Source organism: Vibrio sp. 10N.239.312.C11 (assembly GCF_041466065.1).
GTDB classification, from domain to species: domain Bacteria; phylum Pseudomonadota; class Gammaproteobacteria; order Enterobacterales; family Vibrionaceae; genus Vibrio; species Vibrio tasmaniensis_A.
Genome location: NZ_JBFSRZ010000029.1, coordinates 1 through 26,547 on the forward strand (window position 1 = coordinate 1; position 26,547 = coordinate 26,547).

General features: G+C 43.2%; 22 protein-coding genes. 9 read left to right on the forward strand and 13 right to left on the reverse strand.

The window, feature by feature from the left end:
* Nucleotides 1-200 precede the first annotated feature (200 nt).
* The gene (locus AB6D07_RS13490) at nt 201-1,043 is read left to right on the forward strand and encodes a DNA ligase (RefSeq protein ID WP_029222951.1); all 843 of its coding nucleotides are present in this window, start codon (nt 201-203) and stop codon (nt 1,041-1,043) included.
* Between the two features lie 119 nt (nt 1,044-1,162).
* Here the strand turns inward: AB6D07_RS13490 and AB6D07_RS13495 are convergent, their stop codons facing one another.
* On the reverse strand, nt 1,163-2,533 hold the full coding sequence (locus AB6D07_RS13495; protein WP_017103147.1) for an MATE family efflux transporter: 1,371 nt from the start codon (nt 2,531-2,533) through the stop codon (nt 1,163-1,165).
* 426 nt (nt 2,534-2,959) lie between these two features.
* On the opposite strand from AB6D07_RS13495, the gene AB6D07_RS13500 reads away from it, so the two are divergent.
* Nucleotides 2,960-3,571: a riboflavin synthase gene (locus AB6D07_RS13500; protein ID WP_029222952.1), complete on the forward strand. Its 612-nt coding sequence runs from the start codon at nt 2,960-2,962 to the stop codon at nt 3,569-3,571.
* 201 nt (nt 3,572-3,772) lie between these two features.
* Here AB6D07_RS13500 and AB6D07_RS13505 read toward each other — a convergent pair whose 3' ends face one another.
* The gene (locus tag AB6D07_RS13505; protein ID WP_012603956.1) at nt 3,773-3,976 is read right to left on the reverse strand and encodes a CPXCG motif-containing cysteine-rich protein; all 204 of its coding nucleotides are present in this window, start codon (nt 3,974-3,976) and stop codon (nt 3,773-3,775) included.
* Between the two features lie 115 nt (nt 3,977-4,091).
* The gene (locus AB6D07_RS13510; protein ID WP_017103149.1) at nt 4,092-4,958 is read right to left on the reverse strand and encodes a fructosamine kinase family protein; all 867 of its coding nucleotides are present in this window, start codon (nt 4,956-4,958) and stop codon (nt 4,092-4,094) included.
* 454 nt (nt 4,959-5,412) lie between these two features.
* Here AB6D07_RS13510 and AB6D07_RS13515 point away from each other — a divergent pair, with 454 nt between their 5' ends.
* A complete protein-coding gene (locus AB6D07_RS13515) occupies nt 5,413-5,757 on the forward strand; it encodes a DUF3802 family protein (protein ID WP_009846752.1) in 345 nt (114 codons plus the stop codon).
* Nucleotides 5,758-5,848: 91 nt separating this feature from the next.
* Here the strand turns inward: AB6D07_RS13515 and AB6D07_RS13520 are convergent, their stop codons facing one another.
* The gene (locus AB6D07_RS13520) at nt 5,849-6,334 is read right to left on the reverse strand and encodes a C40 family peptidase (protein ID WP_017103150.1); all 486 of its coding nucleotides are present in this window, start codon (nt 6,332-6,334) and stop codon (nt 5,849-5,851) included.
* 104 nt (nt 6,335-6,438) lie between these two features.
* On the opposite strand from AB6D07_RS13520, the gene AB6D07_RS13525 reads away from it, so the two are divergent.
* On the forward strand, nt 6,439-8,484 hold the full coding sequence (locus tag AB6D07_RS13525) for a methyl-accepting chemotaxis protein (protein ID WP_017103151.1): 2,046 nt from the start codon (nt 6,439-6,441) through the stop codon (nt 8,482-8,484).
* Nucleotides 8,485-8,690: 206 nt separating this feature from the next.
* Here AB6D07_RS13525 and AB6D07_RS13530 read toward each other — a convergent pair whose 3' ends face one another.
* On the reverse strand, nt 8,691-9,494 hold the full coding sequence (locus AB6D07_RS13530) for a sterol desaturase family protein (RefSeq protein WP_017103152.1): 804 nt from the start codon (nt 9,492-9,494) through the stop codon (nt 8,691-8,693).
* Nucleotides 9,495-9,562: 68 nt separating this feature from the next.
* Here AB6D07_RS13530 and AB6D07_RS13535 point away from each other — a divergent pair, with 68 nt between their 5' ends.
* Together AB6D07_RS13535 and nagK are read left to right on the forward strand one after the other, a co-directional pair.
* Complete coding sequence (locus AB6D07_RS13535) at nt 9,563-10,309, forward strand: tRNA-uridine aminocarboxypropyltransferase (RefSeq protein WP_012603951.1); 747 nt, start codon at nt 9,563-9,565, stop codon at nt 10,307-10,309.
* A gap of 163 nt (nt 10,310-10,472) precedes the next feature.
* Nucleotides 10,473-11,381: an N-acetylglucosamine kinase gene (gene nagK, locus AB6D07_RS13540; RefSeq protein ID WP_017103153.1), complete on the forward strand. Its 909-nt coding sequence runs from the start codon at nt 10,473-10,475 to the stop codon at nt 11,379-11,381.
* A 179-nt stretch (nt 11,382-11,560) separates the two neighbouring features.
* Here nagK and AB6D07_RS13545 read toward each other — a convergent pair whose 3' ends face one another.
* Nucleotides 11,561-11,827, reverse strand: coding sequence for a DUF2960 family protein (locus AB6D07_RS13545; RefSeq protein ID WP_004733780.1), 267 nt, complete (start codon nt 11,825-11,827; stop codon nt 11,561-11,563).
* 171 nt (nt 11,828-11,998) lie between these two features.
* Here AB6D07_RS13545 and AB6D07_RS13550 point away from each other — a divergent pair, with 171 nt between their 5' ends.
* Nucleotides 11,999-14,146 carry a GGDEF domain-containing protein gene (locus tag AB6D07_RS13550; RefSeq protein WP_017103154.1) on the forward strand — a complete coding sequence of 716 codons (2,148 nt, stop codon included), beginning with the start codon at nt 11,999-12,001 and terminating at the stop codon, nt 14,144-14,146.
* A 122-nt stretch (nt 14,147-14,268) separates the two neighbouring features.
* Here the strand turns inward: AB6D07_RS13550 and AB6D07_RS13555 are convergent, their stop codons facing one another.
* The 5 genes from AB6D07_RS13555 to AB6D07_RS13575 all read right to left on the reverse strand — a co-directional run bounded on the left by AB6D07_RS13555 (nt 14,269) and on the right by AB6D07_RS13575 (nt 19,160).
* Entirely contained in the window at nt 14,269-16,086 is a 1,818-nt protein-coding gene (locus AB6D07_RS13555; protein ID WP_009846745.1) for a bifunctional molybdopterin-guanine dinucleotide biosynthesis adaptor protein MobB/molybdopterin molybdotransferase MoeA, read from the reverse strand.
* Nucleotides 16,086-16,670: a molybdenum cofactor guanylyltransferase MobA gene (gene mobA / locus AB6D07_RS13560; RefSeq protein ID WP_009846744.1), complete on the reverse strand. Its 585-nt coding sequence runs from the start codon at nt 16,668-16,670 to the stop codon at nt 16,086-16,088. The genes AB6D07_RS13555 and mobA overlap by 1 nt, the downstream gene beginning before the upstream one ends.
* A complete protein-coding gene (locus AB6D07_RS13565) occupies nt 16,648-17,367 on the reverse strand; it encodes an energy-coupling factor ABC transporter ATP-binding protein (protein WP_009846743.1) in 720 nt (239 codons plus the stop codon). The genes mobA and AB6D07_RS13565 overlap by 23 nt, the downstream gene beginning before the upstream one ends.
* 10 nt (nt 17,368-17,377) lie before the next feature.
* Nucleotides 17,378-18,076, reverse strand: a complete 699-nt coding sequence (locus tag AB6D07_RS13570; RefSeq protein WP_372091319.1) for an ABC transporter permease — start codon at nt 18,074-18,076, stop codon at nt 17,378-17,380.
* 277 nt (nt 18,077-18,353) lie between these two features.
* Complete coding sequence (locus tag AB6D07_RS13575; protein WP_017103155.1) at nt 18,354-19,160, reverse strand: substrate-binding domain-containing protein; 807 nt, start codon at nt 19,158-19,160, stop codon at nt 18,354-18,356.
* A 303-nt stretch (nt 19,161-19,463) separates the two neighbouring features.
* Here AB6D07_RS13575 and AB6D07_RS13580 point away from each other — a divergent pair, with 303 nt between their 5' ends.
* The gene (locus AB6D07_RS13580) at nt 19,464-20,927 is read left to right on the forward strand and encodes a sigma-54 dependent transcriptional regulator (protein WP_032500697.1); all 1,464 of its coding nucleotides are present in this window, start codon (nt 19,464-19,466) and stop codon (nt 20,925-20,927) included.
* Entirely contained in the window at nt 20,917-22,944 is a 2,028-nt protein-coding gene (locus AB6D07_RS13585) for a cache domain-containing protein (RefSeq protein WP_017103157.1), read from the forward strand. The genes AB6D07_RS13580 and AB6D07_RS13585 overlap by 11 nt, the downstream gene beginning before the upstream one ends.
* A 131-nt stretch (nt 22,945-23,075) precedes the next feature.
* Here AB6D07_RS13585 and AB6D07_RS13590 read toward each other — a convergent pair whose 3' ends face one another.
* The gene (locus tag AB6D07_RS13590) at nt 23,076-23,963 is read right to left on the reverse strand and encodes a mechanosensitive ion channel family protein (RefSeq protein WP_017103158.1); all 888 of its coding nucleotides are present in this window, start codon (nt 23,961-23,963) and stop codon (nt 23,076-23,078) included.
* A gap of 1 nt (nt 23,964) precedes the next feature.
* Nucleotides 23,965-26,310, reverse strand: a complete 2,346-nt coding sequence (locus tag AB6D07_RS13595) for an ATP-binding protein (RefSeq protein ID WP_372091321.1) — start codon at nt 26,308-26,310, stop codon at nt 23,965-23,967.
* Nucleotides 26,311-26,547 lie beyond the last annotated feature (237 nt).

The following is a 26,547-nucleotide window of genomic DNA, read 5'->3' on the forward strand; positions in this document are numbered from 1 at the left end:
GCGAAACGGGGTTGTTCTATCTTTAAATTTAATTACGCAACAAAGCCCCTATAAGTCATTAATTATATGAATGAAATTGAAAGTTAAATAAGGTTGATGTGTGGATCGCATCTTCTAGCAAAGGTTGTCTACCTACGTGTCAGAACGCTTAGGATTAAAGGCGTTTGTTGACCACTACAGATATCAATACGGAGCAGATGATGAGATTAACTAAATTGGCGATAGCAACTCTATGGGCGTGTTCGCTTTCTTCTCATTCATCCTATTTACCTCCCGACCATTTGGTACTGGCCAATACATACCAACAAGGCATTGATGTTTCTGAATACTGGAAGAGTGAAAAGCTTGATGGGATTCGGGCTCTTTGGGACGGACAACACCTTTATACTCGAAATGGGAATCGCATTTACTCACCGAAGTGGTTTACAAAAAACTTGCCTAAGGTACATCTCGAAGGGGAGTTGTGGGCAGGAAGAGGTCAATTCCACTTAGTCCAATCTACCGTCCTCGATCATACGCCTAGTGACGTAGCGTGGCGCCAAATAGATTTCATGCTGTTTGATATGCCAGGGGCCGCTGGTGATTATCAAAAGCGCTATTACAACATCTTGCATTGGGTAAGCATGATTGGAGAACCTCATGTCAGCTACATCGAACATGTACCGGTTCACAATGAAGAAGCTCTGTTCCATCAACTCGATAATGTCGATGAGAGTAATGGTGAAGGTTTGATGCTTCGTAAGATCACCAGTCGCTATCAAGCAGGCCGAAGTAATGACCTTTTAAAGCTTAAAAGGCATCACGATGCGGAAGCCACGGTTATTGGCTACAAAGGTGGAACAGGGAAGTATAAAGGGATGATGGGTTCTATTTTGGTTCACACAGAAGAGGGTGTGGAATTTTATATTGGAAGTGGGTTCAGTGACCAGATGAGGCTCGCACCGCCCGAAATAGGCAGCCGTATTACTTTTCGATACAATGGCTTTACTCAAAACGGAAAGCCCAAGTTTGCGCGCTTTGTTAGAGAGAAGAGTGAATACTAATCTCTTGAGTATAAACTAATCGCCCCCAAAATTATTTACAGCCGTAAGCGAAAAGAGCCCTGAAAATCAGAGCTCTTTTTGTATGCAATAACGGCGATACCGGTTTCGCGAGGACGGATCTAACGAGAGCTAAATTCTAACTGAACATCATCGTCTTGTTTATGCATCCAATGCAAACGCATACCGAGCATAATGGCAGCTGATGTTAGGCCGACAATGAAACCAATCCAGAAGCCATGTGCGCCCATAGGTTCAACAATCCAATCTTTCATTCCTAATATGTAGCCGATAGGAAGACCAAGTAACCAATACGCTACGAAGGTAATGTTGAAGATCGAACGCATGTCTTTGTATCCACGCAAAGCACCTGCAGCGATAACTTGGATTGCATCGGTACATTGATAAACCGCAGCGAACAACAACAATTGCATTGCAACGGTAACTACCGCCGTGTTCTCTGTGTAAAGTAACGAAACCTGCTCTCTAAACAATACTGTTAATGCCGCTGTCATAAAGGCGGTTACCAAACCGACGATGATACCCACGTGTGTTGCAATTTTCGCACCTTCAGTGTTGTTTTCACCCAACTTATGGCCAACACGAATACTCACGGCGGCACCGATACTCATTGGTATCATAAATATCAGTGACGAGAAGTTAATTGCAACCTGGTGTGCGGCGACAACCAAAGACCCAAGAGGGGCAACCAACAGAGAAACAACAGCGAATAGCGTCACCTCAAAGAAGATAGCAGCAGCAACTGGAAAGCCCAGTTTAAACAAACGAATTTGTGCTTTGAGCTGAGGCTTGTGGAACGTACCGAAGATATTGATTTTAGCCAAACGCTTTGATGTTAAAACGTAAGCGAACAGCAGAGCAAACATCACCCAATATACGATAGCCGTTGCAACGCCACAGCCAACACCACCCAGAGCGGGAGCGCCAAGCTTTCCGTATACGAACATCCAGTTAAGCGGGATGTTTAATAGCAAGCCAATAAAACCAATCACCATTGCAGGCTTAGTTAAAGACATACCATCTGTAAAGCTTCTCAAAGTTTGGAACAACAAAAATGCAGGAACCGCAAACATCACCGCATTCATATAACCGATGGTTTTTTCTGCCATGAGTTGTTCTATGTCCATCCACTCCAATATCAGTTGTGTCTGAAAAAGTACGCCAATGATTGGAAGGGAGATGACAAGCGCTAAAAACGCACCTTGTTGAATCTCAAATGGAATTTTTACTTGTCTACCAGAACCATGAAGTTGTGCAACGACAGGAACCAACGCCATCAATAGACCCACACCAAATAAGATTGATGGTAGCCAGATACTTGCTGCAATCGAAACCGCCGCCATATCGATAGCACTTACACCACCGGCCATTACGGTATCAACAAAACCCATTCCAGTTTGTGCAACAGATGCGATCAATACTGGGGTCGCAAGTTTGATTAGATTCGAGGATTCTTCTTTGTAACGATGCACAAACAACTCCAAATAAGAGGGAAAATTAGAATAATAGTGTAGGAAAGGACATTCTGAAGGAATCAGAGACAATGATCTTAAGCTTCCACTGGACGAATCATAAAGAAATGTCACAATAACTGCTATGAAAAACTGTTATTAGGGCGTGTTGATCTTTCGAGCTGATTTTTGCAGCGAGTTGCTGGGTGTTTATACAAGGCAGAGGCTTCGATGTGTAGCTAGCCTACATGAGAAGCCGATAACGTAGTAAAAATGACCAGCAAACGCTGCCCGAAGGGTTCGGCTAAAAGCGTTTTACTCTTTGTTGAGGGATATTTGCTTAGGATGCTAGGCTACTTCCCCCTCGCCGCGATTAAAACGCTTTTATCTCGAACAAAATTTAACCGAGAAAGGTCAACACGCCCTAGAATGCTAAATAGGAATCTTATGTTTACAGGTATCGTTCAAGGCATGGCAACACTGGTTGCTATAAACAAAAAAGAGTTGTTTCAGACTCATACCATTGAGCTAAGCAACGAAATGGTTGAGGGATTAGCGATTGGTGCCTCAGTAGCTCATAACGGTTGTTGCTTAACGGTAACGGAAATTTCGGGCAATCAGATTGCTTTTGATTTAATGCAAGCCACATTGCGATTGACGAACTTAGGCCAACTGACTGTTGGTGATAAAGTGAATGTTGAGCGAGCAGCAAAATTTGGTGATGAAATTGGCGGGCATAGTATGTCTGGCCACATTACGTTGATGGCGAACTTAGTGGATGTGATCAAGACTGAAAACAACCGCACGCTTTGGTTTGAGTTGCCACAGGAATCAATGAAGTATGTATTCAGCAAGGGTTATATTGGCGTTGATGGTTGTTCATTGACGATAGGTGAAGTGGAAGAGAACCGTTTCTCTGTACACTTGATTCCTGAAACGCTAAATCGCACTTTGTTTGGCAGCCGCGAAATAGGCGACCAAGTAAATATTGAGTTTGACCCTCAAACACAAGCGATTGTTGATACTGTTGAGCGCGTGCTAGCGAACCAGAAGTCGTAGTAGCGGTTCATCAATAACACGCGCCCCAAAAGCGTTGACTAAGTAAAAATCGAAGATGTTAAAAAAGAGCACATTAAGTGCTTTTTTTTTATTTTTGTGTTTTTCTAGGCTAGCTTCAAAATCGAGGTGTAGGTGTAGGTGTAGGTGTAGGTGTAGGTGTAGGTGTAGGTGTAGGTGTAGCTCGACAAGAGAGTAATTGTGTTAGAACACTTGTTCGTCGTCTGCATCAATCGAGAGATGGATTCTGTCTCTCAATTCATCAACCTGCATGTCCAGATGAATTGCATTGCAACATGCAGGGCAATCGTCGTAAAAATCTTGGCTCCCATTAGAAGCATCCAGCGTTATGCTAATTGCATGACCACAATGGGGGCAAGAAACATGTTTCTCTGTGTATTTATGCATGGCGAATTATCCTCACTGTAACTTGCACTAATCGTAGTAGCTTGTATGGGGCGTAACAAATAGCGATATCGAACGTTGCACTTATATCGATCGCAGTAGCTAGCTGTGATTGGTGTTAAACGGCCTGTATCTTCTGAATACACGCCTCAGTTTGTGCTAAATACTCGCCGCCAAATTGATTGCAGTGGTTGAGAAGATGGTACAAATTATAAATGTCTTTCCGTTCAGTATAGCCAACGTCGAGTGGATTGACGCTCTGGTAACCTTCATAAAACTCTTTTGAAAACCCTTCAAACAGTTCAGTTAGCGCTAAATCACATTCATGATCGCCCCAATAACAAGCGGGATCGTAACAGATTGGCCCAAAGGCTGAGTTAGCAACATTGCCGTTCCAAAGGTCTCCATGAAGCAAAGAAGGGCGAGGGTTGTGGCCTGCAAGACGCATATTCACTACATCAACAATGTCATCGATATCGCCGAATTCGATGCCTTTTTCTTTTAACAATTGCAGTTGGAAGCCAATGCGTTGCTCAGAGAAAAAACGCCCCCATTTCTTATGCCAAGGGTTGGGTTGAAGGGTGCTACCAATATAATTGTCTTGGTCACAACCAAACTCTTTCTGTTCACCCCATTGATGCAATTGAGCAAGTTGAACGCCAAAGTCATAGCTATTATTGCTTGTTTCAAGCGGCTTGGTCGGCAAGTAATTAAGGATAATGAACGAGCATTCTTTGGTTTTACCAATCAGTACCAACTCAGGAACATAAACGGTAGAGGTCTCTCTTAACAAGCGTAAATTCTCAGCTTCAATTTCAAACTTAGGTAAAAATTCTCGCTGGTTCACTTTTACAAAGTAACGTTCGTTACCATCGCTAATCATATAGCAATCGTTAATGTCGCCACCAGAAACCTTGGTACGTTCAGTTATCTGGAAGTTAAATAGAAGAGTATCTGAAAGTTGTTGAGAAATGGCCTGCCACATAGGAAATCCTCAAAGACTGAAGGTTAGAAATACAGTTTGTTTAATAGCAATAGTTTAGGATAAATCTGAGCAATTTATAGACGCACTCGTCAATGTTCTTGGCTCTTCTTCAACTAATGTAGAATCAATTGGCTGATTTGTGAACTCAAACTGATTCAAGCCCTTTGAAATCAAAACAGAAATTGAGAATGATATAAGGAAATAGTTTGGAACTAATCTCACGGCATGATGATTTTCATACAATAGAATCGCAGAAATAGGTTGAGATTATTTTTCACTATATTTTAGGTGTGTTTGGTGAAGTTAGGGTGTTTTGATTGAAATTTAAGCTTAAATGCTAACTCGGATCACTTTAATACAGTTTTTAGTAATAAAGAGATGACAAACAGACTCATATACATAGTATTAGGCAGGTACATATTAATCTGCTCTTGAGCTTAAACGGAGATTTATTGTGGTTGTAGAAACCGATGGCTATTTGGCTTTGATCGAACACTTATCATTTAACCTAGATGTCTTTACTAATAGTAATGGCGATACAGGTAATGAAAGTGTCGAAGACATCATCACTGACATGATATCAACAAATATCATGGCTATTTTCGAGCAAAACCCTGAGTTACATTCAAGCGTTCGTTTTCAACTATTGAAAGAAGCGGATTCAGTGGTGGCTGATTTAGGTGAAGTGTTAGCTGGTGTATGGTCAAAAAAAGCGACTAACGAACAAATTGTATTCTTAGATGAATACATCGCATTAGTGAAGAATCTGTTTGATACTGCGGTCGCTCAATACGACTAATTAGCTTCTAGTACATTTACTAGGCTAAACAGCGATAGGCGTTTAAATAGTACCTTCAAAGCAACTGTGTTATCAGTTAATCTTTTAATCACTATAAACGCCTAAAATGCCAAAACTTAGAGGCCCAATAAGGGTTATCCAATCTCGATATAATGACACCTTTCGATGTCGAAGCATGTAGGAATTGATTGTTTCCTAAATATACACCGACGTGTCGTACCGTCATCGATGTTTTGAAAAACACCAAGTCACCACTTATTGCCTGTCCATACGCTATTTCCTTTCCCTTTTTAACTTGAGCTTTTGTGGTTCTCGGTAAGGCTTGCTGGGTCGCAGTTTGCACTGCGATTTGAACGAAAGCAGAGCAATCTACGCCTCTAAATGAAGTCCCACCGAAATGATATGGCACACCTTTCCACTGTTCATACACACTCATATACGCATTGGTCGTTGATTGCTCTAACTTTGACAGAGGCTTGTGTGCGGTTTGACTAAGCTGAGAAGGGGATGGCGTAGAGCTACAAGCAGCCAATGTTGCTAAAGTTATTGTAACTACAGCCATTTTTCTGAATTTCATATGTAACTCTTCTGACAAAAAACTGAAATATAAACGTCATCAAGGACTTCTAGTATACGAACTAACTTAAGGATATCTTTTTTCGTAGTCAAACTGGATTTCACATGCCCGACACAAATTTATCAATAAAACCTTCACGTTATACATTCTCGCTCATTCAAACTGTCACCGCTGTATTTATTTCCATTCTTTTACTCGTCATCTTTTTATCTTTGGTCAGTCTCCGAGGCGTCGTTCGGGTCGGGGGCCATTTTGAAGCACTTTCGGAACAAGCATTACCTCTTGCATTAAACAACGCCGAATTAACACAAAGCGTGTTGGAGCAGGTAAAACTTCTTACTTATAGCACCCAATCAACCGACCTAAATACGCTTAGCACAACAGGCAACTCGATCGACGTGTTAGTTGCCGAAAGTAACCAAACGCTAGAAGAACTCCTCTTCATATCCCAATCTTTTCCTGACGCGATTTCCGTTGAACAAAAACAAAACTTAACCGAGAACATGGCGACCTTACAATTGATGACTAGCCAAGTGTTGTCGTCTCAAATTGAAATTCAGAATAAGCAAAACCTCATCAATGGCCAAGTCACTGAGTTTCGCTATGGTGTGAGTTCCATCGGACCTGAAATGAACCGTATCAGTTCTTTCCTTGTTCAGAACAACCCAGAGGCTTCCGATGCGGCTAACCGATTTACAGCGAGTGCTTCTGCAATGGCGAACACCTTCCTAATGTTGATGATGCAATCAGACTTAGAAAAAGCGCAAGACGAATACAGAGAGCTTCGAAATCGAATTGCAGGCATTAACCTAGCGTATGATGACTTTTCGGAATGGCATCCAGACATCGTAGAGTTCGCAAGCTTAACTGCGCCTTATGAGATGGTTAAATCTGGCTTTTCAGGTAACGGTGTATTAAGACAAATCCTGCAAAAGCTAGAACTTGTTGAGCAACAAGAAGCCGACTTAGAAAAAGTCATCCATCTGGCCAACACCGTGATAGGGACCTTAAATCAACTATCGAACACCGCTTCCATTTTAATTGATGAAAGCGAGTTTGTGGTCAATCAGACAATTGCGACGATAGACAAAGTACTATTTATTAGTGGATTAGTGATAACGGCCATCATTTCTATTTCATGGTTGGTATTACGTCGCTGGGTGAACAAAGGACTCAGAAACATTACTCAACAAATGAGCTTACTCGCGGAACACGATTTTTCAAAACAGAGTCAATTAGTTGGCCCATTGGAATTGCAAGTTATCGCATCAAAACTTAATTCTGTTGTCAACTCAACCGCTGATTCGGTGCGTTTGGTAACACGAAACTGTGAAACGCTTTATCAAACAGCGGAAGTCAGTCACGATGCCGCAGAGCAAACTAACTCAAGCTTACACGAGCAAAATGAATCGCTTCAGAACATGATTACCACCATTACAGAGCTTGAAGCATCTATTGGTGAAATTGCACGTATTTCTAACGCCTCGAATGATGACGCCCAGCTTGCTGAAAGTGAGTCAGTAACAGGGAGTCAAGTTGTTGGACTTAACCAGCAGCGACTGCATGCACTAGAACACTCTCTAAGCATGAATGAAGAATCGATGGCCGACTTAGACGGGCGTGTTAAACAGATTCGCGAAATGGTCGACATGATCAGCGGCATTGCTGACAACACTAACTTACTCGCATTGAATGCAGCAATAGAAGCAGCTCGAGCAGGAGATCAAGGCCGAGGCTTTGCAGTGGTCGCCGATGAAGTAAGAAAACTAGCCAGCGATACTTCCCAGCAAACCACTAATATTCGAAATATGATGAATGAATTGGTAGCAGCAGCTGATCGCTCACGGGCGTCTGTAACAGAGTCGAGAAACGAAATGGCGAATGCACTGGAAACCAGTGGAGATGTGAAACAAGCGTTTGAAAAAATCGAGGTAGCGGTTAGCCAGATTAAAGGACGTGTTGAACAAATCATGGTGGCGACAGAACAACAAGCCCGAGCCACTGTTGATGTTACACATTCAATCACCCGTGTATCGGAGCAGGGTGAAGATACCAAGTTGCAGTTAGAGTCTATGATTGAAAGCTCAGAACAAGTCGCCGAGATAGCAGGACACCAACAAGCCATGCTTCATAAATACGTACTGAAATAAACGAGCTTGCTGAGTTAAGCCTGACAGCATAATAGTTGAAGCACTAGCTACGCTTAAATTCCTATTGATACAGAAACGCCCTTAAGTTCTCATAAGAATTTAAGGGCGACTTGCTTTGGTATTAAGCTTGGTTTGTTATGGAGACAGGTTTGTTATTAAGATAGGTTTGACCTCAGTTTAAACTTGAGACTCAACTGAATTCGAACCTAGTCTTTCGTTGTCGGGAATCGTGCAAATGGCTGACGTAGCATTAAGTCTAACCGTTGCTCTTTACCATCTTGAATCTCTGGAACGCCAATCTGAACGTTATCATGGCCAAGCTTAGGTTGAGCGCGATAGGTTTTGAACCAAATGTCCCACACCGATAAGAAAAAACCAAAGTTTGAGTGCGTTTCCTTAACAATGATCGAGTGATGAACACGGTGCATGTCTGGTGTCACAATCACTTTTCTCAATCGCTTATCAATCCACAGTGGCAGACGCGCATTGCTGTGGTTAAACATCGCACTGGCGTTAAGAACAATTTCAAAAATGACAACAGCGATGACAGGTACACCAAGCGCGATCACTAAACTCACTTTAATCAGCATTGAAAGAATCATCTCAATTGGATGAAAGCGAGTTCCGGTTGTGACATCAATATCTAGATCCGCATGATGAACTCGGTGTAACTTCCATAGCCATGAAACACGGTGAAACACCAAGTGCTGCAAGTAAATAGCGCAATCTAACAGTAAGACACAGAACAGAATGGTGAGTTCTTTAGGAAGTAACAGGGTATTGAACAGACCCCATTGGTTTTCTTGTGCGATAACCGCCGCTTGAAATGCTGCGATTGGAATTAGAGTGGCTAATAGAAAACTGTTTAAAGCAACCAACGCAAAGTTGTTTCCCCAACGAAACCATTTACTCTGAGTCAGCGTTTTACGTGGAAAGCGGTACTCCCAAAGCGCACATGATCCAAAAACGACAATAAAACAAACAAGGCGAAGCAGGGATGGGTCTTGCATGGGAATTCCTTCTATCATTCTAGGGTCACTGTAAGTACAATCGTGCCACTTTTCTAGATTTATCGTTATTGTCCATGAGAATCCACGCTTTTCACCGTTTATATCAACACCGTTTATCCATTGCTACTAAGCCGTTTAATGCGCGCGGGTGTAAAGTAGTGCGATGTGAGTTCTGTAAAATAAAACAAGACAGCTGTATCTGCGAGCATCAACCTAACATTGATACGAACGTCGCGACTATGTTGATCTTGTCAGACAACGAAATCTTAAAACCAAGTAACACCGGTCGTTTGATTGTTGATACGGTAAAAGACAGTTACGCCTACCTTTGGCATCGTACTGAGCCAAATCAAGAGATGTTGGATGTTCTAAAAGACGACAAATACCAACCTGTGATCGTGTTCCCCGAAGACTATACCGACGACAAAACGCGCGTGGTTACGGATCTGGGCGAAATGCGGGATTCGAATAAGACACTATTGCTGATCTTTATTGATGGTAGCTGGCGCGAGGCCCGTCGAATTTTTCGTCGCTCAGAATATCTGCAAGATTTACCTGTGTTATCGATTGAGCCTGAGTCAGTTTCTCAATACATGATGCGAAAGTCAGACAACGAACAACATCTTTCGACAGCAGAAGTGGCGAGCTTGGTTTTGAAACAGGCTGGTGAAGAGCAGGGTGCCAAGACTTTACAGCTATGGTTTGAGACATTTCGGGAAAGTTACATGTTAAGTAAGACACGTTATAAGTCAGATCCAACCAAACCGAGCCTGAATGCTTTCATAGATCATACTAAAAGTGAGAAGTCACTCTAACCTTTAACCGCTTTGTGCTGACTTGTTGTTCAAACAAACTCAAACACGGGATAAGTTTGTCATCTATCACGGTTTGTAGGGGGAGTGTTATGGATAATGCTCTTTAGTTGTTTATTTACAAAAATTTATTTGCCCGAATTTAGGGAAAAATTGGAGAGATTTCATGTATTACGGCTTCGATGTTGGCGGCACAAAGATTGAGTTTGGTGCATTCAATGAAAAACTTGAGCGAGTAGCGACAGAACGCGTACCAACGCCCACTGAAGATTATCAACTGCTACTTGATACAATTGCTGGTTTGGTAAAGAAGTACGACAACGAATTTTCTTGCGAAGGCAACATTGGTCTTGGTCTTCCTGGAATGGAAGATGCTGACGACGGCACAATGCTGGTTGTTAACGTACCAGCTTCAACGGGGAAACCACTACGCAAAGACCTAGAAGCGCTTATTGGTCGTAGTGTCAAAATTGAAAATGATGCAAACTGTTTTGCGCTTTCAGAAGCGTGGGATGATGAACTTAAAGACGAACCATCAGTAGCAGGCCTAATTCTAGGTACAGGCTTCGGTGGCGGTTTAGTTTATGAAGGTAAAGTGTTCTCTGGTCGTAACCACGTTGCTGGTGAATTAGGTCATATGCGCCTTCCTCTAGATGCTTGGTTCCACCTTGGCGACAACGCACCGCTACTGGGTTGTGGTTGTGGTAAGAAAGGTTGTTTAGACAGTTACTTATCGGGTCGCGGCTTCGAACTGATTTACGAGCACTACTTCGGTGAGAAGAAGAAAGCGATCGAGATCATTCAAGCATACAACGAAGGCGAATCAAAAGCCGCTGAGCACGTAGATCGCTTTATGGAGCTATTGGCTATCTGTTTTGCAAACCTGTTTACGGGTCTTGACCCACACGTTGTTGCACTGGGTGGCGGACTTTCAAACTTCGAACTTATCTACGAAGAGATGCCAAAGCGTATCCCTAAATACCTACTGTCTGTAGCGAAGTGTCCGAAAATCATCAAAGCGAAACACGGTGATTCAGGCGGTGTTCGTGGCGCTGCATTCCTTAACATTAAGTAATCGTTACTTACCGTTAAGCTAGCTAAGGTTAGATAGTTAAAAAGAACAAATAAAAATGCCGCAATCTCGAAAGAGGTTGCGGCATTTTTTATTGTTCAGTGTTTTCGTTTCTTCAGCTCTTAGCTCTAATTACAAACGAAAAGCTAGAAGCTACATATCAAGAAAAAGAGCCAGAGGGCTTACTTCTTCTTTTTACCAACACCAAGGTTGTCTTTTTGCTTCAATGTAAGCTTAGTAAAACCAAGCTTACGGAAATAGTTGTCTTGGTAGTTACGAACCGCTTTAGTATCAGAAATGAACTCAAGCTGCTGCTCAGTTTTTAGATACTCTGTGATGTCGATACCTTCAGCTGCAGCTACAGCTTCTTGGATCGTGCGGTGTTCTTGTTTCGAAAACAATAACTCTTTGTCTTCATCTTTATAAGTGTACAGAATGGTACGAGCCATGGTGCTCTCCAATATAATTATTACTTTGCGCGCACTCTACATAAAAACAGTACGCCACTCAAGATAATGATAGGAAATTACCACTTATTAGCCTCATGAATGGAATGTGTAATAAGCATTTTGTGGTATACTATTCGTTATTTTTTAATCTGGCTGACTTAAACGGAACTTATGAGCAATACGCTTTACCCAAAGATCATGGGAATTATAACGCGAATCCAGAACTACCCTGGAATCAAAGGATTAAAAGAAGTCGAAGACAGAATAACGAGTCTATGCGAAGCTAATAATCAACCGATCCCGGATTCAATCGCGCTTTTCCTTAAAGGTTTCACAAGCTATCGCCACGATAACCTTTCTGACGCTGCTGAGCATTATAAAGCCTGCCTAAACGTCATTGCTCCTGAAGAAATTCAACTATATGTATTTGTCATCGGGTTACTTGCGTCTACCCATAACATTCGTGGTGATTATCAATCAGCGTATGCTTGTTACTCAGAGACACTAGAAAACTTACACCTAGTTGATGACAATTTTAAGTCACTTATATTCTGTAATCTAAGTGACTTGCACTTAAGCTTAGAAAAATACGAACAAGCGAAGCAATATGCTCGTAAAGCCATTATTTCATCTCAAAATGCGAATCGCCTGTTAGATTGTGCTGTCAGCCATTTAAACCTAGCCTATAGCTGTGCACATACAAATGAGTTTGAGCAAGCGGTTAGCGCCATTATGGAAGCGAAAAGAATAGGCACCTCGCTTTCTAGTAACAGGACGATAGCTCTTTGTCATAGTTACCTAGGGCAAACCATGCTCTTGTGGGGAGGCTTCGATGATAGTGATGTATTAGATGCATTTTATCAGGCAGAAGAGCACTTCAAAAAATCGAGAGATGAGCATAATCGAAAAGAAAATTTGGTTTACTGGTTTCAATTCTTAGAAGGCATTGGAGAGCGAGAACAAGCAAAAGTAGGGTGCGCTTTTCTCGAACAGAATTTTGATCTAAAGAGTAGTTACCGTTCTTATGCTATCTATGCCCAAACTAAGGCGAAGCTCTTTCGAGATGAAGAGGATTGGTCTGGTTTAGCGGCACTTCAAACTCAGCATGTGGATCTTTTAGAAAAACACATGAGAAGTTATGAGCGCGAACAGAGCGAACGTATTCTAGAAGGGGTAGGTACCATTCAGAGTAAGAAGAAAAATGACGTTCTGACTCAAATGCAAAAATATATGGGTGCGCTCACTGATATTGGTCAATTCATAGCAACCGCTGCAGATTTAGAAAGCGTACTGCCTGAGATACTCCATAAGATAAATATGATTCTACCAACATCTGAGTTTGGGATTGCTATGTATGACGATAAATCAGACATACTCGACTACCGCTATTTTGTTGATACTCAAGGATTAATACCGAACCTAAAAGTAGTTTGCCAAGAGAACCAAACCATTGGTACGTATGTGATTCGCAAGCGAGCTACCGTTCATTTTAATAGCGCGACAGATGCGGCTCTAGAACCCTATATCGGTAAAACCACACAAGACGATAATTTCGTTACGTTTCGTGGCGAGCTTGATACTAACTCAATGATTCTAACGCCAATCATTCTTAATGAAAAATTAATCGGCTTTCTGTCAGTTCAGCATCATCTACCAAACCAATATCAGGAACACCACTGTCAGCTTATAGAACATTTAGCTAGCTTTATTGCCGTGTCGCTAGAAAATCAAAAGCAACGACAGCGTTTAGAAAGTGCGAATCAAACACTCGAAATCTTGAGTACTACTGACCCACTAACAGGTCTAGCTAATAGATATCAATTAGATAACATCACGCCAGTCTTAATACATAACGCTTACTACCAAAAACAATCTCTAGCGGTCCTTATGATCGATGTTGACGAGTATAAAGCTTATAACGATTTTCATGGGCATTTAGAGGGCGACGAAGCGCTTCGTATTATCAGTCGCTTACTTAAAAAAACATTCACAACCAAGAATGACTACCTTTTCAGATATGGCGGTGATGAGTTCATGGCGATTTGCTTCGGACAGAGTAGTAGTGATATTGAAAATAAGGTTGTCACTCTGCGAAAGATGTTAAATGAAGTCAAATTAGCAAACCCTAAAGCTCTCTATGCGGAACAATTAACACTCTCTATTGGTGGGGTTAACGTCGACTTAGCCAGTGACAATGTGGATCGAAACTTTAAAATGATTTGTGATATTGCAGACAAACAGCTCTATCAAATCAAAGAAAATGGCCGTAACAACTATAATTTGGTCGATTGCAGATTACTTAAAGTCGAGCTTGTTTAGTTCAACTCTGTATACAACCCCCCATAAAAAGAAAGCCCCTGATATCCAATATCAGGGGCTTCATCTATTTAGAGTATGTATTACTCTGAATTCGCTAGCTTAAAGCTAACAATCTTGTTTATTTACACACGACCTTGCAAAGGAATGATCGTCACCGTTTCACCGGCTTTTACAGTGTCTACCGCTGGTGAAATCTCGATTAGACAGTTTGCTTCGCTCATTGAACGTAGAATACCTGAACCTTGCTTACCGGTTGTTTTTACTTCAAGCACGCCTGATTCGTTCATTGAGAACACGCCACGGCTGAACTCAGTACGACCTTGACGAGAACGTAATTGCTCAGTCGCTATCGCGTTCGCTTTCACTGGTGTCCAGTTAGTTTGACCTTGTAGCTTGCGGATTGCAGGTTCTACAAAGTTAATGAACGACACCATCACGGCTACTGGGTTGCCAGGTAAACCGAAGAAAGGTTTGTCTTCAATTTTGCCGTAAGCAAGAGGGCGACCTGGACGCATGTTGATACGCCAGAAGTTAATCTCACCCAACTTATCTAACGCGAGTTTGATGTAGTCAGCATCACCAACAGACACGCCACCAGAAGTCAGAACCATATCGGTCTCTAACGACGCAGCATGAAGTACATCCATCATCTTTTGTTCGTCATCTTCGATAATGCCGTAATCAACGATGTCGCAACCTAGCTTTTGAAGCATGCCGATGATAGTGAAACGGTTCGAGTCGTAGATAGAGTTTGGCTTTTGCTCAACGCCCGGAGCCTGAACTTCATCACCCGTTGAGAACACACCCACCTTCACTTTACGCAGAACAGGGCAGGTACCGAAACCTAACGACGCCATCATACCCATTTCTGGTGCTTCGATGCGTGTGCCACGTGTAAAGACAGGTTGGCCAATTTCTAAATCTTCACCGGCCATACGGACATTTTGTCCAACGGAGATTTTCGCATCTGGGAAGCTAACTTTATCGCCATCTTGCACGGCTTGCTCACGCATCACAACAACATCAACGCCATCTGGCATTGGTGCACCCGTCATGATCTTAACAGCTTCACCTTGTTGAACGGTTTTGTCGTAGCTGTGACCAGCCATAACTTCAGCAACAATGTTGTAGCTATCCAATTCAAGATCTTCACTACGAATCGCGTAGCCATCCATTGCAGAATTAGTATTCTGTGGGACGTTGATTGGCGAGATCACATCTTCAGCCAACACACGACCGTAGCCTTGCAGTAATTCAACACTCTCTGTGAGATCAAGCGCGTCAATGCTATCAACAATCTTTTGTTGGCCCTGAGTTACGGTTAAACCTGCTGGAGAGAACGAATCACAACACACCGCGGGCGCTGCGTCTTTTGAAGATGAGCATGACGCTGCTTTGCCTTTTGTAGAGGAAAGGTCAAAGGACTGCGCGTAATCGATGATGAAATCACGAATCGCTTCTAAGTCGTTGATCGACATTTGAGGTAAGTCAGATTCAACGTGGCTATCAGCAGCAATAGCAATGATGTTGTCATCGTTTTGGTACAACCAAGGTTTACCCACTTCATCACGGTGGAGCTCGATTTTAGGGAAAGCAATGTTCTTACAGCCTTCAACCAAAATCAGATCAAGTGTGTTGGTATCAAAACGAGTCAACAGGTAATCAAAATCGGCTTCTGCTTCTGGAGTCTCAGTCATCATCACATGACGGTTACGCGAAGCTATCAGCATTTGATTTGCGCCCGCTTTGCGTAAACGGTAGCTGTCTTTGCCCGGCTTATCGACATCAAAATCGTGGTGAGCATGTTTTAGCACACCAACTTTTAAACCCGACTCTGTCAATAAAGGAAGCAGAGCTTCTAATACGGTTGTTTTGCCTGTGCCACTGTAAGCAGCAAACCCCAATAGAGGAAGGTTAGGGCGTTGTTTAGAATCTTTCATTATTGAAGCGTTCCGAATTGGGTGAGTTCTTCTGGCGTGTTGAGATTAACAAAGCAGTTAGGAGAATCGCTAAAATCAACGTATTCCGTGACACACTCTTTGTACAGCAAGATAATTTTACGATCACCACGTTCCAAAAACGCTTCTAACTTTGGTAGAACACGTTTGTGGAATAGGGTGAATACTGGTTGCTTAAATTCGCCATCATGCGCGACAAGAATGTCGCTGTCTTCTTTTACTGCTGCACAAAAACGTTCAACAAGGTCATCACTAATCTGTGGGCTGTCGCAAGGGACAAAGCCGACCCAATCTGTGCTCGCGTTTTTAAGGCCAGCATGAATGCCGCCCAATGGGCCTGGATAGTCAGGGAAAGAATCGGAAACAACCGGTGCAAATGCTTGGTAACTGTCTAAGTTACGGTTGGCATTGATGGTAATGCTGACATCTTGTTGTGACAGCTTGTTAATAACGTATTGAATGAGCGGAGAACCGTTGAGCTCAACGAGTCCTTTATCTTTTCCGCCCATGCGGCTGGCTTGTCCGCCAGCCAAAATAACCCAACTAGTTTGCGTTGGAAGCAGCATAAATATTCTCTTGTGCTTTGTTCTTTTTAATAACTTGCAGAAGCGGTGATTCAGTCAAAGTGTTGTCCTTGATCCACCACTGCTTCTTACATAAATCGGTTAACGCGTTAGTTTGGTGGCTAGTGATGACCAAACTCGCGCCTCTCTGAAGAAGATCTTCGGCCATAATCACCAATCTTTCAATAGATTCTTTGTCTAAAGAAGCACTTGGTTCATCCATAAGCAAGATTGAAGGCTTAAGAATCCAAGCACGGGCCATTGCCACGCGTTGGCGCTCACCACCAGACAACACAGAAATGTGCTCATCTGCCAAGGTTTCTAAACCTACCATTCTTAATGCATTAATTATTTGAGCTCGCTTATCTTTTTGACTCTCTTTATTAAAGCGAATGCCATAAGCGACATTTTGGTACACCGAGCCATCAAAAAGGTAAGGAGTTTGGTGGAGATAGATGATGTCTTTAAATTTTAACCGAGGAAACAGGCTATGTTGCCAGCTTTGTGTCGGAGACTGAATACGGCCAGAGCTCGGCTTGATCAATCCTGATAAGATTTTAAGTAGGGTCGTTTTGCCAACGCCATTGTCCCCTTTGAGATAAATGGCATCGTTGGGGCCGATCGACAATTCGGGGATGTGGAACAAAACACGCTCTTTGTAGCGCATTGAAATTTGCTGCGTTGTTATTTTTATACTCATGACAGCGTTCCTAAGTTCTTAAATAGCCTTTTCCTCTCACACTGGAAAGGAAAAAGTTAAGGGCTAATGCCAATGCTAATAACACCATACCGAGGGCGACGCCTTGAGCGAATGCGCCTTTGTGGCTTTCCATGGCGATAGCTGTTGGGATGTTTCTTGTCATCCCCATAATGTTGCCACCCACCATCATTGAACAACCTACTTCTGTGACGATACGAGAGAAGGCAGCAATGGTTGCAGCCAATAGAGGGAAACGAGTTTCCCAAATCAAGGTACACGCGACTCGTGTTGTTGGTACGCCAAGAGTGCGCGCTGTTTCTACTGCTCGGCGGTCACTGGCCTGCAGAGCGCCATGCATCATCGCAACTAGGATAGGGAAACAGATCAGCATCTGACCTAGAATCATCGCCTTTTGCGTGAACAGTAATTGCCAGTCACCTAAAGGACCAGAACGAGAGAGCATCATGTACATCAACAAGCCAATTACCACGGTCGGTATCGCTTGTAAGGTGTTGATCACCGAAAGCAGAGCCCATTTACCGGGGAATTCGGTGTAAGCCAGTAAGAAAGCCATAAGGATTGCAGGAACAATCACTAATGAGATGGCGGACAAAGATACACTGAAGGATACCGCGACGATTTGCCACAATTCGTGGTCAAAACTCACCAGTAGATTCATTGCATCAATCGTTGTTTGCCATAAGGTCATGAAGTATCTCGTTTGAATCGATAATAGGCTTTTATCGGTAGTGTCTGATGTTAATCATAGCTGACACAAACTATTTGAGCCTGTATTGGTCAGCGATTGTTTCTAAGCGTGAATGCCTTTAAAGCAAGACGGTTTTTAAACGTGATTATTTAGGTGGTCTCGTTGACTGTTTAGTTAAGCGTAGCGCTAGTTGGTTAGGGTTAAACCTTCAACGCTACGCTTTACTCACAACCCACGACTCATTTCTTACAACAAGCTATTCTGCGCTTGCAACCAACTATTCTGCGTTTGCAACAAACAGCTGTTTGCCGTGCAGTTTAAAGTCGTTGATCAGTTTCTGGCCTTTAGGGTTAACCAACCAATCACTGAATACTTTCGCTGCTTGGTAATTGATGCTTGGGTAGCGTTCTGGGTTAACAATAATCACTTGGTAAGGGTTAAATAGGTTCTTGTCGCCTTGGAACAACACTTTAAGGTCAAGTTTGTTTTGGTAAGCCAACCAAGTACCACGGTCTGTCATGGTGTAGCCTTGCATTTCAGACGCCATGTTCAGAGTTGGGCCCATTCCTTGACCAACGCTGCGATAGCCGCCAAAGTTTGGCTCCATCTTAGTTTGTGCCCAAATACCCATCTCTTTCTTATGAGTACCAGAGTCGTCCCCACGAGAAACAAACGTCACGTTGTTGTTCGCGATTGCTTTGAACACATCAGCTACTGCTTTTTGAGATTCAATCTTCGCAGGGTCGCTTTGTGGGCCAACGATAACAAAATCGTTGTACATCAGCTTACGAGGTAAGACGCCGTAACCTTTTTTAACGAAGTTCGCTTCAGCTTTTGGTGCGTGAGTCATTACCAAATCAACATCACCGTTTTCACCCATGCGAAGTGATTTACCCGTACCCGCAGCGAGAACATCAACCTTAATACCAGAATCCTTTTCGAACTCAGGCAATAGGTAGTCCAGTAAGCCTGAGTGGTAGGTACTTGTGGTTGTCGCCAATTTGATATGAGTGGTGTCTTCCGCGCTGCTAGCCGTGTAACTGACGATAGATAGAGCTGCAATAGTTAGGGGAATTGCTTTCATTATTATTATGTCCATTCTGTTATAAATGAATGACATGCCTCTATTTTTAAAGGGCTCAAAGAAGGGCATGTGCATAAGACGCTAATTGTTGTAATTAGGAATCTACACCTACTAAGCAAGCTTAATGCCAATAAATAGTGCATCAAATTTCATTAAATTGCTGTTATATCGAACAAAACTGCGTCATTTAGGCTAACAAAATGCATTAAAATATGAGCTAGGACAAAATGTCGCACATTGTCCCTGTCGCACAAAAGGTTAATTGGTACACTCTGTCCCAACTTTCCCCATCGGCTAATCATTATGTCTTTACCTAGTTCACCTGCATCGAACCTCAACCCAAACACATTGACTCAATATCAAGCGTTTTCCGTCTTGGTCGTGGACGATGAAGTCGGGATGCAGGCTATTCTAAAGAAGGCCCTGGGTAAGTTCTTTGGCAAGGTATCGAGTGCAGGGTCTGTTGAAGAAGCTGAAATACTGCGTTCGAGCGAACATTTTGATCTCATTGTTCTTGATATCAACCTGCCAGGACGCTCTGGCATTGAGTGGGAAGAGGCTTTTAACGACAACGACAAACGTGCCGATGTTATTTTCATGACTGGCTATGCTGATCTAGAGATGACAATATCTGCGCTTAAGCTTGGCGCTTCAGACTTCATTCTTAAACCTTTCAACTTAGAACAAATGATACAAGCTGTACTACGTTGTATGGATAAGCGCCTTGACCAAAGAATGCAGTACGCGTTGAAGCGCGATGTTAGCCGTCATATCAAGACCGAATTAATCGGCAATTCAGACAAGACTAAACAGCTTAAATTGCTGATCAGTCAATTTGCACCGTCGAGAGCATCAGTTCTTATAGAAGGTGAGTCAGGTACGGGTAAAGAGTTAGTTGCTCGTGGTGTACATGAAGCTAGCAAACGAACAGGGCCATTCGTGCCAATCAACTGTGGAGCGATTGCGCCTGAACTTCTGGAAAGTGAGCTATTCGGGCATACCTCTGGCGCATTTACCGGCGCGAAGAAAAACCGTGAAGGTCTGTTCAGAGTCGCAAGTGGTGGCACCTTGTTCCTTGATGAGATCGGTGAAATGCCACTGCCAATGCAAGCAGCGCTGTTACGTGTGTTAGAGCAACGTACTATTCGTCCAGTTGGCAGTGAGAAAGAGATCGCTGTCGATGTACGTGTCGTCGCAGCAACAAACCGAAACCTTCAAGAAGAGGTCGATAAAGGCCACTTCCGTCGCGATCTGTTCTACCGACTCAATGTACTTAAGATTGATGTTGTGCCATTGAGAGAACGACCGTCTGATCTGATAGAGCTTGTTCCATACTTCACTCGTCATTTATCTAGTGAACTGGGTATGCCGGTTCCAAACTGGGCACATGAAGATATCTTGGCAATGAATGAATACGAATGGCCGGGCAATATTCGCGAACTTAAAAACTTAGTCGAAAGATGCATTCTTTTAGACAAGCCACCAGCGCACTATTGGCGCGAAATTAATGGCGATCCTGCGCCCACCAGCATTTCAGTGACGGTGTCACATGGAGCGGAAATACCAAACTTGAATAACGTAGACGCTGCAGAAGGTTACCCCAACACTTGGACACTCAAAGAAGTAGAAAAATCTCATATCGAGCAACTGGTGAGTTTTCATGATGGTAATAAATCCGCAGCTGCAAGAGACCTCGGCGTTGCACGGAAAACGCTAGAGCGTAAATATAAAGATTGGAACACAGAAGGCTCTGAATATGCCGATTAGACGTCATTGGTGGTCAAAGTGGACGTTCCGGTTCAAAACCATGGTGCGTTATCGCCTGCTATTTCTAACATCCGCTCCCATCATTCTTACCTTATGTGCGCTTGTCGCTATAACACTGTATTGGTCAGTACATTACACGTGGCAGGGTGCTCTGATTGATGTCGATGAGCGTTTGGATGTTGCTGACAACAGTATCCATCTAATTCAGAACCAACAAGCCTATAACGTTCAAGCATTTGCTGAGTCTTACAACTTCCGAATCAAACTCACGAGTGATATTTCGAAAGAAGAGCTCACACGTTGGGTTTCTGAAAACAAATCTCGCTACGAGCTCGACTTTTTGCGCTGGAGAAGTGTTGAGATCATGGGGAAAAAGCGTGAATACCTCGACCTGACACGCAAAGAATCGTTCTTTAGTGTATTGAGCCAAAATGAACTCAACGATTTAGACCAAAACCTTGCAAGGCAAGCCGAAGTCCCAATGCTCAATAATCAAAACGTTGAAACTCGAGGTTTAGTTAGCCGCACTGTTGTGTCAATTCGAGACAAGAATGATCACGTTATTGGTTTTCTTGATGGCGGGATCCTACTTAACAACAGCACACAGTTAGTTGATCAGATCAGCAACTTGATCTATCCACAACGTGATGGTTTTAATCGCCGCATTGGCACGGTTACCGTATTCCTTGATGATCTGCGTGTCAGCACCAATGTGCCATTGAGCAGTGAAGACAGTGCAGGGCGCGCAATTGGTACTCGCGTTTCTCATGAGGTTCATTCAAAAGTATTGAATCAAGGGCAAAAGTGGTTAGACCGAGCATATGTTTACGACGCTTGGTACATCACCGCTTATCAACCAATCCACGACCAGTTTGATAACGTTATTGGCATGCTTTATACCGGCTATCTAATCTGGCCACTCGTAGAGACGTATCTGACTAACCTTGGTGAAATCAGCATCACCATCATATTACTGCTGTTAGCTTCCGGTTTGATCGTACACCGTGGTGCACGCGATCTTTTCAACCCAATTGAACGCATCCATAAAGTTGTAAAACTCGTCCAAATGGGCCAAGACAAGCGAATCGGTACGTTGGGTTTGGATGATCAACACGAACTTACGTTGCTTGCGAAACAGTTCGACAAAATGTTAGATTTGCTCCACGAGCGTAATCAAGAGATTCAACAAGCTGCGTCTGAACTCGAATGTAAGGTTCATTCTCGTACCGCCAGTTTAAAAGAGAAAACGGAAGAACTCGAACTGCACATCCAGCTTCTCAACCAAGCTAGAGATAAGCTGGTGGTCAACGAAAAATTAGCCGCGTTAGGTGAGTTAACCGCTGGTATTGCCCATGAAATCAACAACCCGACAGCAGTAATTCTAGGCAACGTTGAGCTAATGAAGTTTGAACTAGGTGACGAAGTGGCTCGTGTAGACGAAGAAGTCCACGCGATCATGGAGCAGATCGACCGAATCCGAAACATCACACGAAGCTTACTTCAATACAGCCGACACGGTGGTGTACAAGACGAAATCACTTGGCAACATATCAATCCAATTGTCGATGAAAGTATTACGCTCGTAAAAACAGGCGCAAAAAAGAAAGGCATTGTGTATGTCTCGCAATTGAATGCTAAAACCTCAGTCGAAGTGAACCGAAACCAATTGCTGCAAATTCTAGTAAACCTGCAAATGAACGCGATTCACGCGATGGACGGACAGGGCACATTGACTATCTCGAGTGAAGATTGGGTTGAAAATGGAGTATCTCATGGGGCTATTGTTCATGTTGAAGATGAAGGCTGTGGTATTAAGGAAGAACAACTGAAACGTATATTCTCGCCTTTCTATACCACCAAAAGAGACGGCACAGGCTTAGGTTTGTCCGTTTCTCAAAGTATTTTGAGCCAAACTGGCGGCGAAATACGAGTTGAATCCGAAGTAGGTAAAGGAAGTCGCTTTAGTATCTATCTTCAGCAAAAAGCCACACCGCAGTTATTAGTGTCTAACCTTTAGTCGTTCATAACGCGAATAGAAAAACACCTCCGCACTTAAGATAAGTTCGGAGGTGTTTTTATTTATGGCCCGTTATTTCAAACAATTACAAGCCATGTCGAACAATTACAAGCGTCTAAAATATGAAAAGCCTAATGCGCTGCCACTGAAATCTTCGGTGGGTTGATGTTGTGCTTCTTAAACTCTTTCATCACACGCAGGGTAATGTCGGTTTCAAACAATTTCTCATACGCGGTGTCCACCACATAAGCCTTACACGTCAACTGTATCGCTAGGTAGTTGTCGGTAATCGTCTGTTTAACCAGAACCGTTACAGGCTTTGGCAAGTGTATGTAACGACTTGAAGACGCGGCTTCTTGAATCAGGTCGCGGGCTAGGGTGATGTCTTCATTCATACCGACGTAAAACGGAATCACCACTTGCATGTCCAATGAGCCATAGTTACCACTGGTGGTCACTTCATTTAAGAACTTGTTGTTCGGAATAGTAATGATGTCATCGTTCAGGGTTCTCATTCGTACCGAACGTAAACCAATGGTGATGATGTCGCCGTAGTTGCCTTCGAACGTGACGCGGTCACCAACCTGAAACGGTCTGTCAATCATCACAGTGATGCCGGCGATAAACGATGCTGCCAAGTCTTTAAGCGCAAAGCCGACCGACACGGCGAGCGTACCACCAATCAAAGCTAAGATTTGGTCGTTGATTCTAAAGCTCATCATGAACACGATAAGACCGGTGCTCACGTAGATAAAGAACTGAGTAAACGATTGCAGCTTTTGTAGCAGCATTCGATATTGCACGAACTGACTACCAAAACTGGTCACTAACGAATTGATGAACTTAAGCAACAACCACATTGCGGCAATAACGATCATGGAGAAGAACACGCCGCTCCATCGCACCAAGCTCGCTATCTTAGAGATGTTTTCTACGTTAGCTAACTCTTCCGTCGCAAAGGTCGGGAAACTGACAGCACTTGCCAAGCCAACAAATAGTAGGATAAATAACTTCTTCATTTTACTTCACCAGTAGATGTTGACGATCAAGAACGTTAGTAATGTGGCGGAACCAGTGCTCGGAAATTCGAGCCTTTTCTTCATGCCAACCAATATAACCACGGCTTTCAAAGTAACGCAGAATCCCCGTTATCTCTGCCGTGCTCAGCTGTGTACATTCAGACAACACTTCTGGAGAAGCGATTTCCAGTTGTACAATAGAACGAAGTACAGCCAACATAGGTTTAGGCATATTCTCTAGTTCTTGCGCTTCAGGGACATGGAATAAACGTACTACCGCTTGATCTGTCTCTTTATTTCGGTTCAAAGAGAGTCGGAAGAAACGCAGCGCAACGGTAGGGTTGCCATCAGAGTAGTGCCACAAAATTCGATAGAAACCTTGGCGTGCACGTTCTTCTTCACTCATATCATCTTGGTCCCATTGCTTAGGAACCACTAAGCCATCAAAAGACAACGGCTTCTCAAGCTCCGTATTGATACGGCTATTTAGAAGTTCACCCACTTGTTTCTCTGTCCAACGCGGAAGGAAGCACACCAAATCAAACAGCAGACGCTCACCACGCGCTCTATCCACAAATCGCCAACTTGATTTGGCGATCGATATCACGACACGGTGGTTCTTTTTAGAACGACGCAGAAGGTTGGTCAAACGAATCAAATCAGACAGGCCACCGACCATTGGTTTCACCAGTCGTTGAGCGTTATCTATCGCGATAAGGTAAGTGGTATTGCTCTTACGAAGGTGCGCTAATATTTGAATTTCAGTTGCTTCTTCTTCCAAGCCAATGCTCACGGCTAAATGCGCTAAGAGCTCTTGGTAACCCGCGTAAGGGCAGCTTACATATACGGGCTCAGCGTTAGATACTTTGTGCAGCAAGGTATAAAGCAGCGTTGTCGCGCCCACACCACGCTCACCTGAAACAATACAGATAGCCGGGCTGTCTGACATCAAGTAGCGAGACAGTTGCTTAACCTCGTCACCGGCATAGTCAATTAACGTGCTGTCTATATTCCCCGGTAGAATGTACTCATACGTTTGATCGCCTTTGATTCGAACCAAGTTTTGCTGATTCTTATCAAGATCTGACTGCTTAGCCACTTCGATTCTAAACAGATACGCCAAAGCTTGGCTAAACAGCGTGTAATTAGATAGCAAGGCCATGATGCGGTGTTGGAAGCTGTAAACGCTCAGCCACACGATACCAATGGCTGTCGCCAATATATTAAGTAAGAACGTATCCTTACGGTTTACCGCCCAATTAACCCATACCGGACGATCAGAGATGTGTTGAAGTGTATCGAAGACCTTCGCTCTCCATAACCTGAGCACTGAAACCGTAACCAATACAAACCAGAAAAACAGGGCGCTATATATCCAACTATAAATCGTGCCTTTGCCTAGCGTAATACTTGATATTTGCAGAATCACCCCCGCCACAATGAAGCTCCACACGTAACGGCGGATAGTCGATAGTCGCAACGCGATCACTTCTTGATTGGATGTACGACCCAAACGGTAGGCAAATTCCAAAATAAAGCTGATGGCAATCGAACCACCTAGAATCCACCACGTAAAGATCTCCAGGAAAATCAAATGTTGCAGACTAGGGATACTAGAAAGCACTCTCAGTGACAATGTGATGGCAATTAGCCAAGCAATCGCACTTTCAGCGCGGCTGATGTACCAAATGACACGAACCAAAAAAGGAGGATTCGTCTTCGCTTCAAGAAAGTTAATTCGAAACACCTCAATTAAGCGAGTGCTGTTAGCAAGCCACCACACTAAACCGAAATAGATGAACAACACTTTTAACGACGCACCAATCACAGGCACTGGCGAAATAAAGATATCGTTAACTAACGCCTTGAAGCTTCGAATTTGGAAGTATGCAAGATACTCAATATTGAGCTTAGTTAATTCCCATTCTTGCTTAAACTGGGTAACACCATAAGGGCCAAAACCGGTTAAGCGCTCTTTGTTCGCAGAGTTCGTCTGTTCTAGAAGATGTTGTTTACTGACGTTTAAGCTATTCAAAGTGACGTAACTGGTTTGAACCTCAAACCATTGATCGACGTCGTTGTTATCTCTGTAAGCTTTTATCTGTTGCTCGAAGATTTTGATTTCCTGCTTTTGAACTCGCAGAACTTCAGCTAACAAGATATTGACTTGGCGTCGGTCCGACGGATCCATAAAGAGGGGATCGGGTAACGAATCAATTCGAGCATCGAGCTCAACAGCAGAATCGGATACCTGCGGCTGAGATTGTAAGTCATATTCCAAGTTGGCATGACTAGGCCATGAGAGAATGGCTAAAGTGAGGAGTAAGAAGCGCGATAGTGAACGCATAAAAGTCTCTTAGAATTATGAGGTTAGGATTACTATAGTTAGATAATCTTACTTTGTGAAATCCAACCCCGTATCGGGGGCGAGTACTTTATTCCTGTTTCGATCGATTTTGTCATGAAATTGTCAGGGATTAGGCTAGTCTTGGCTATGTCTGTGCCTGCTTTGATCGGGTTGGTTTTACTGTAACTGATCAGCATACGATATATTCAATGGTCGGCATGATTTGGGACGTTATAT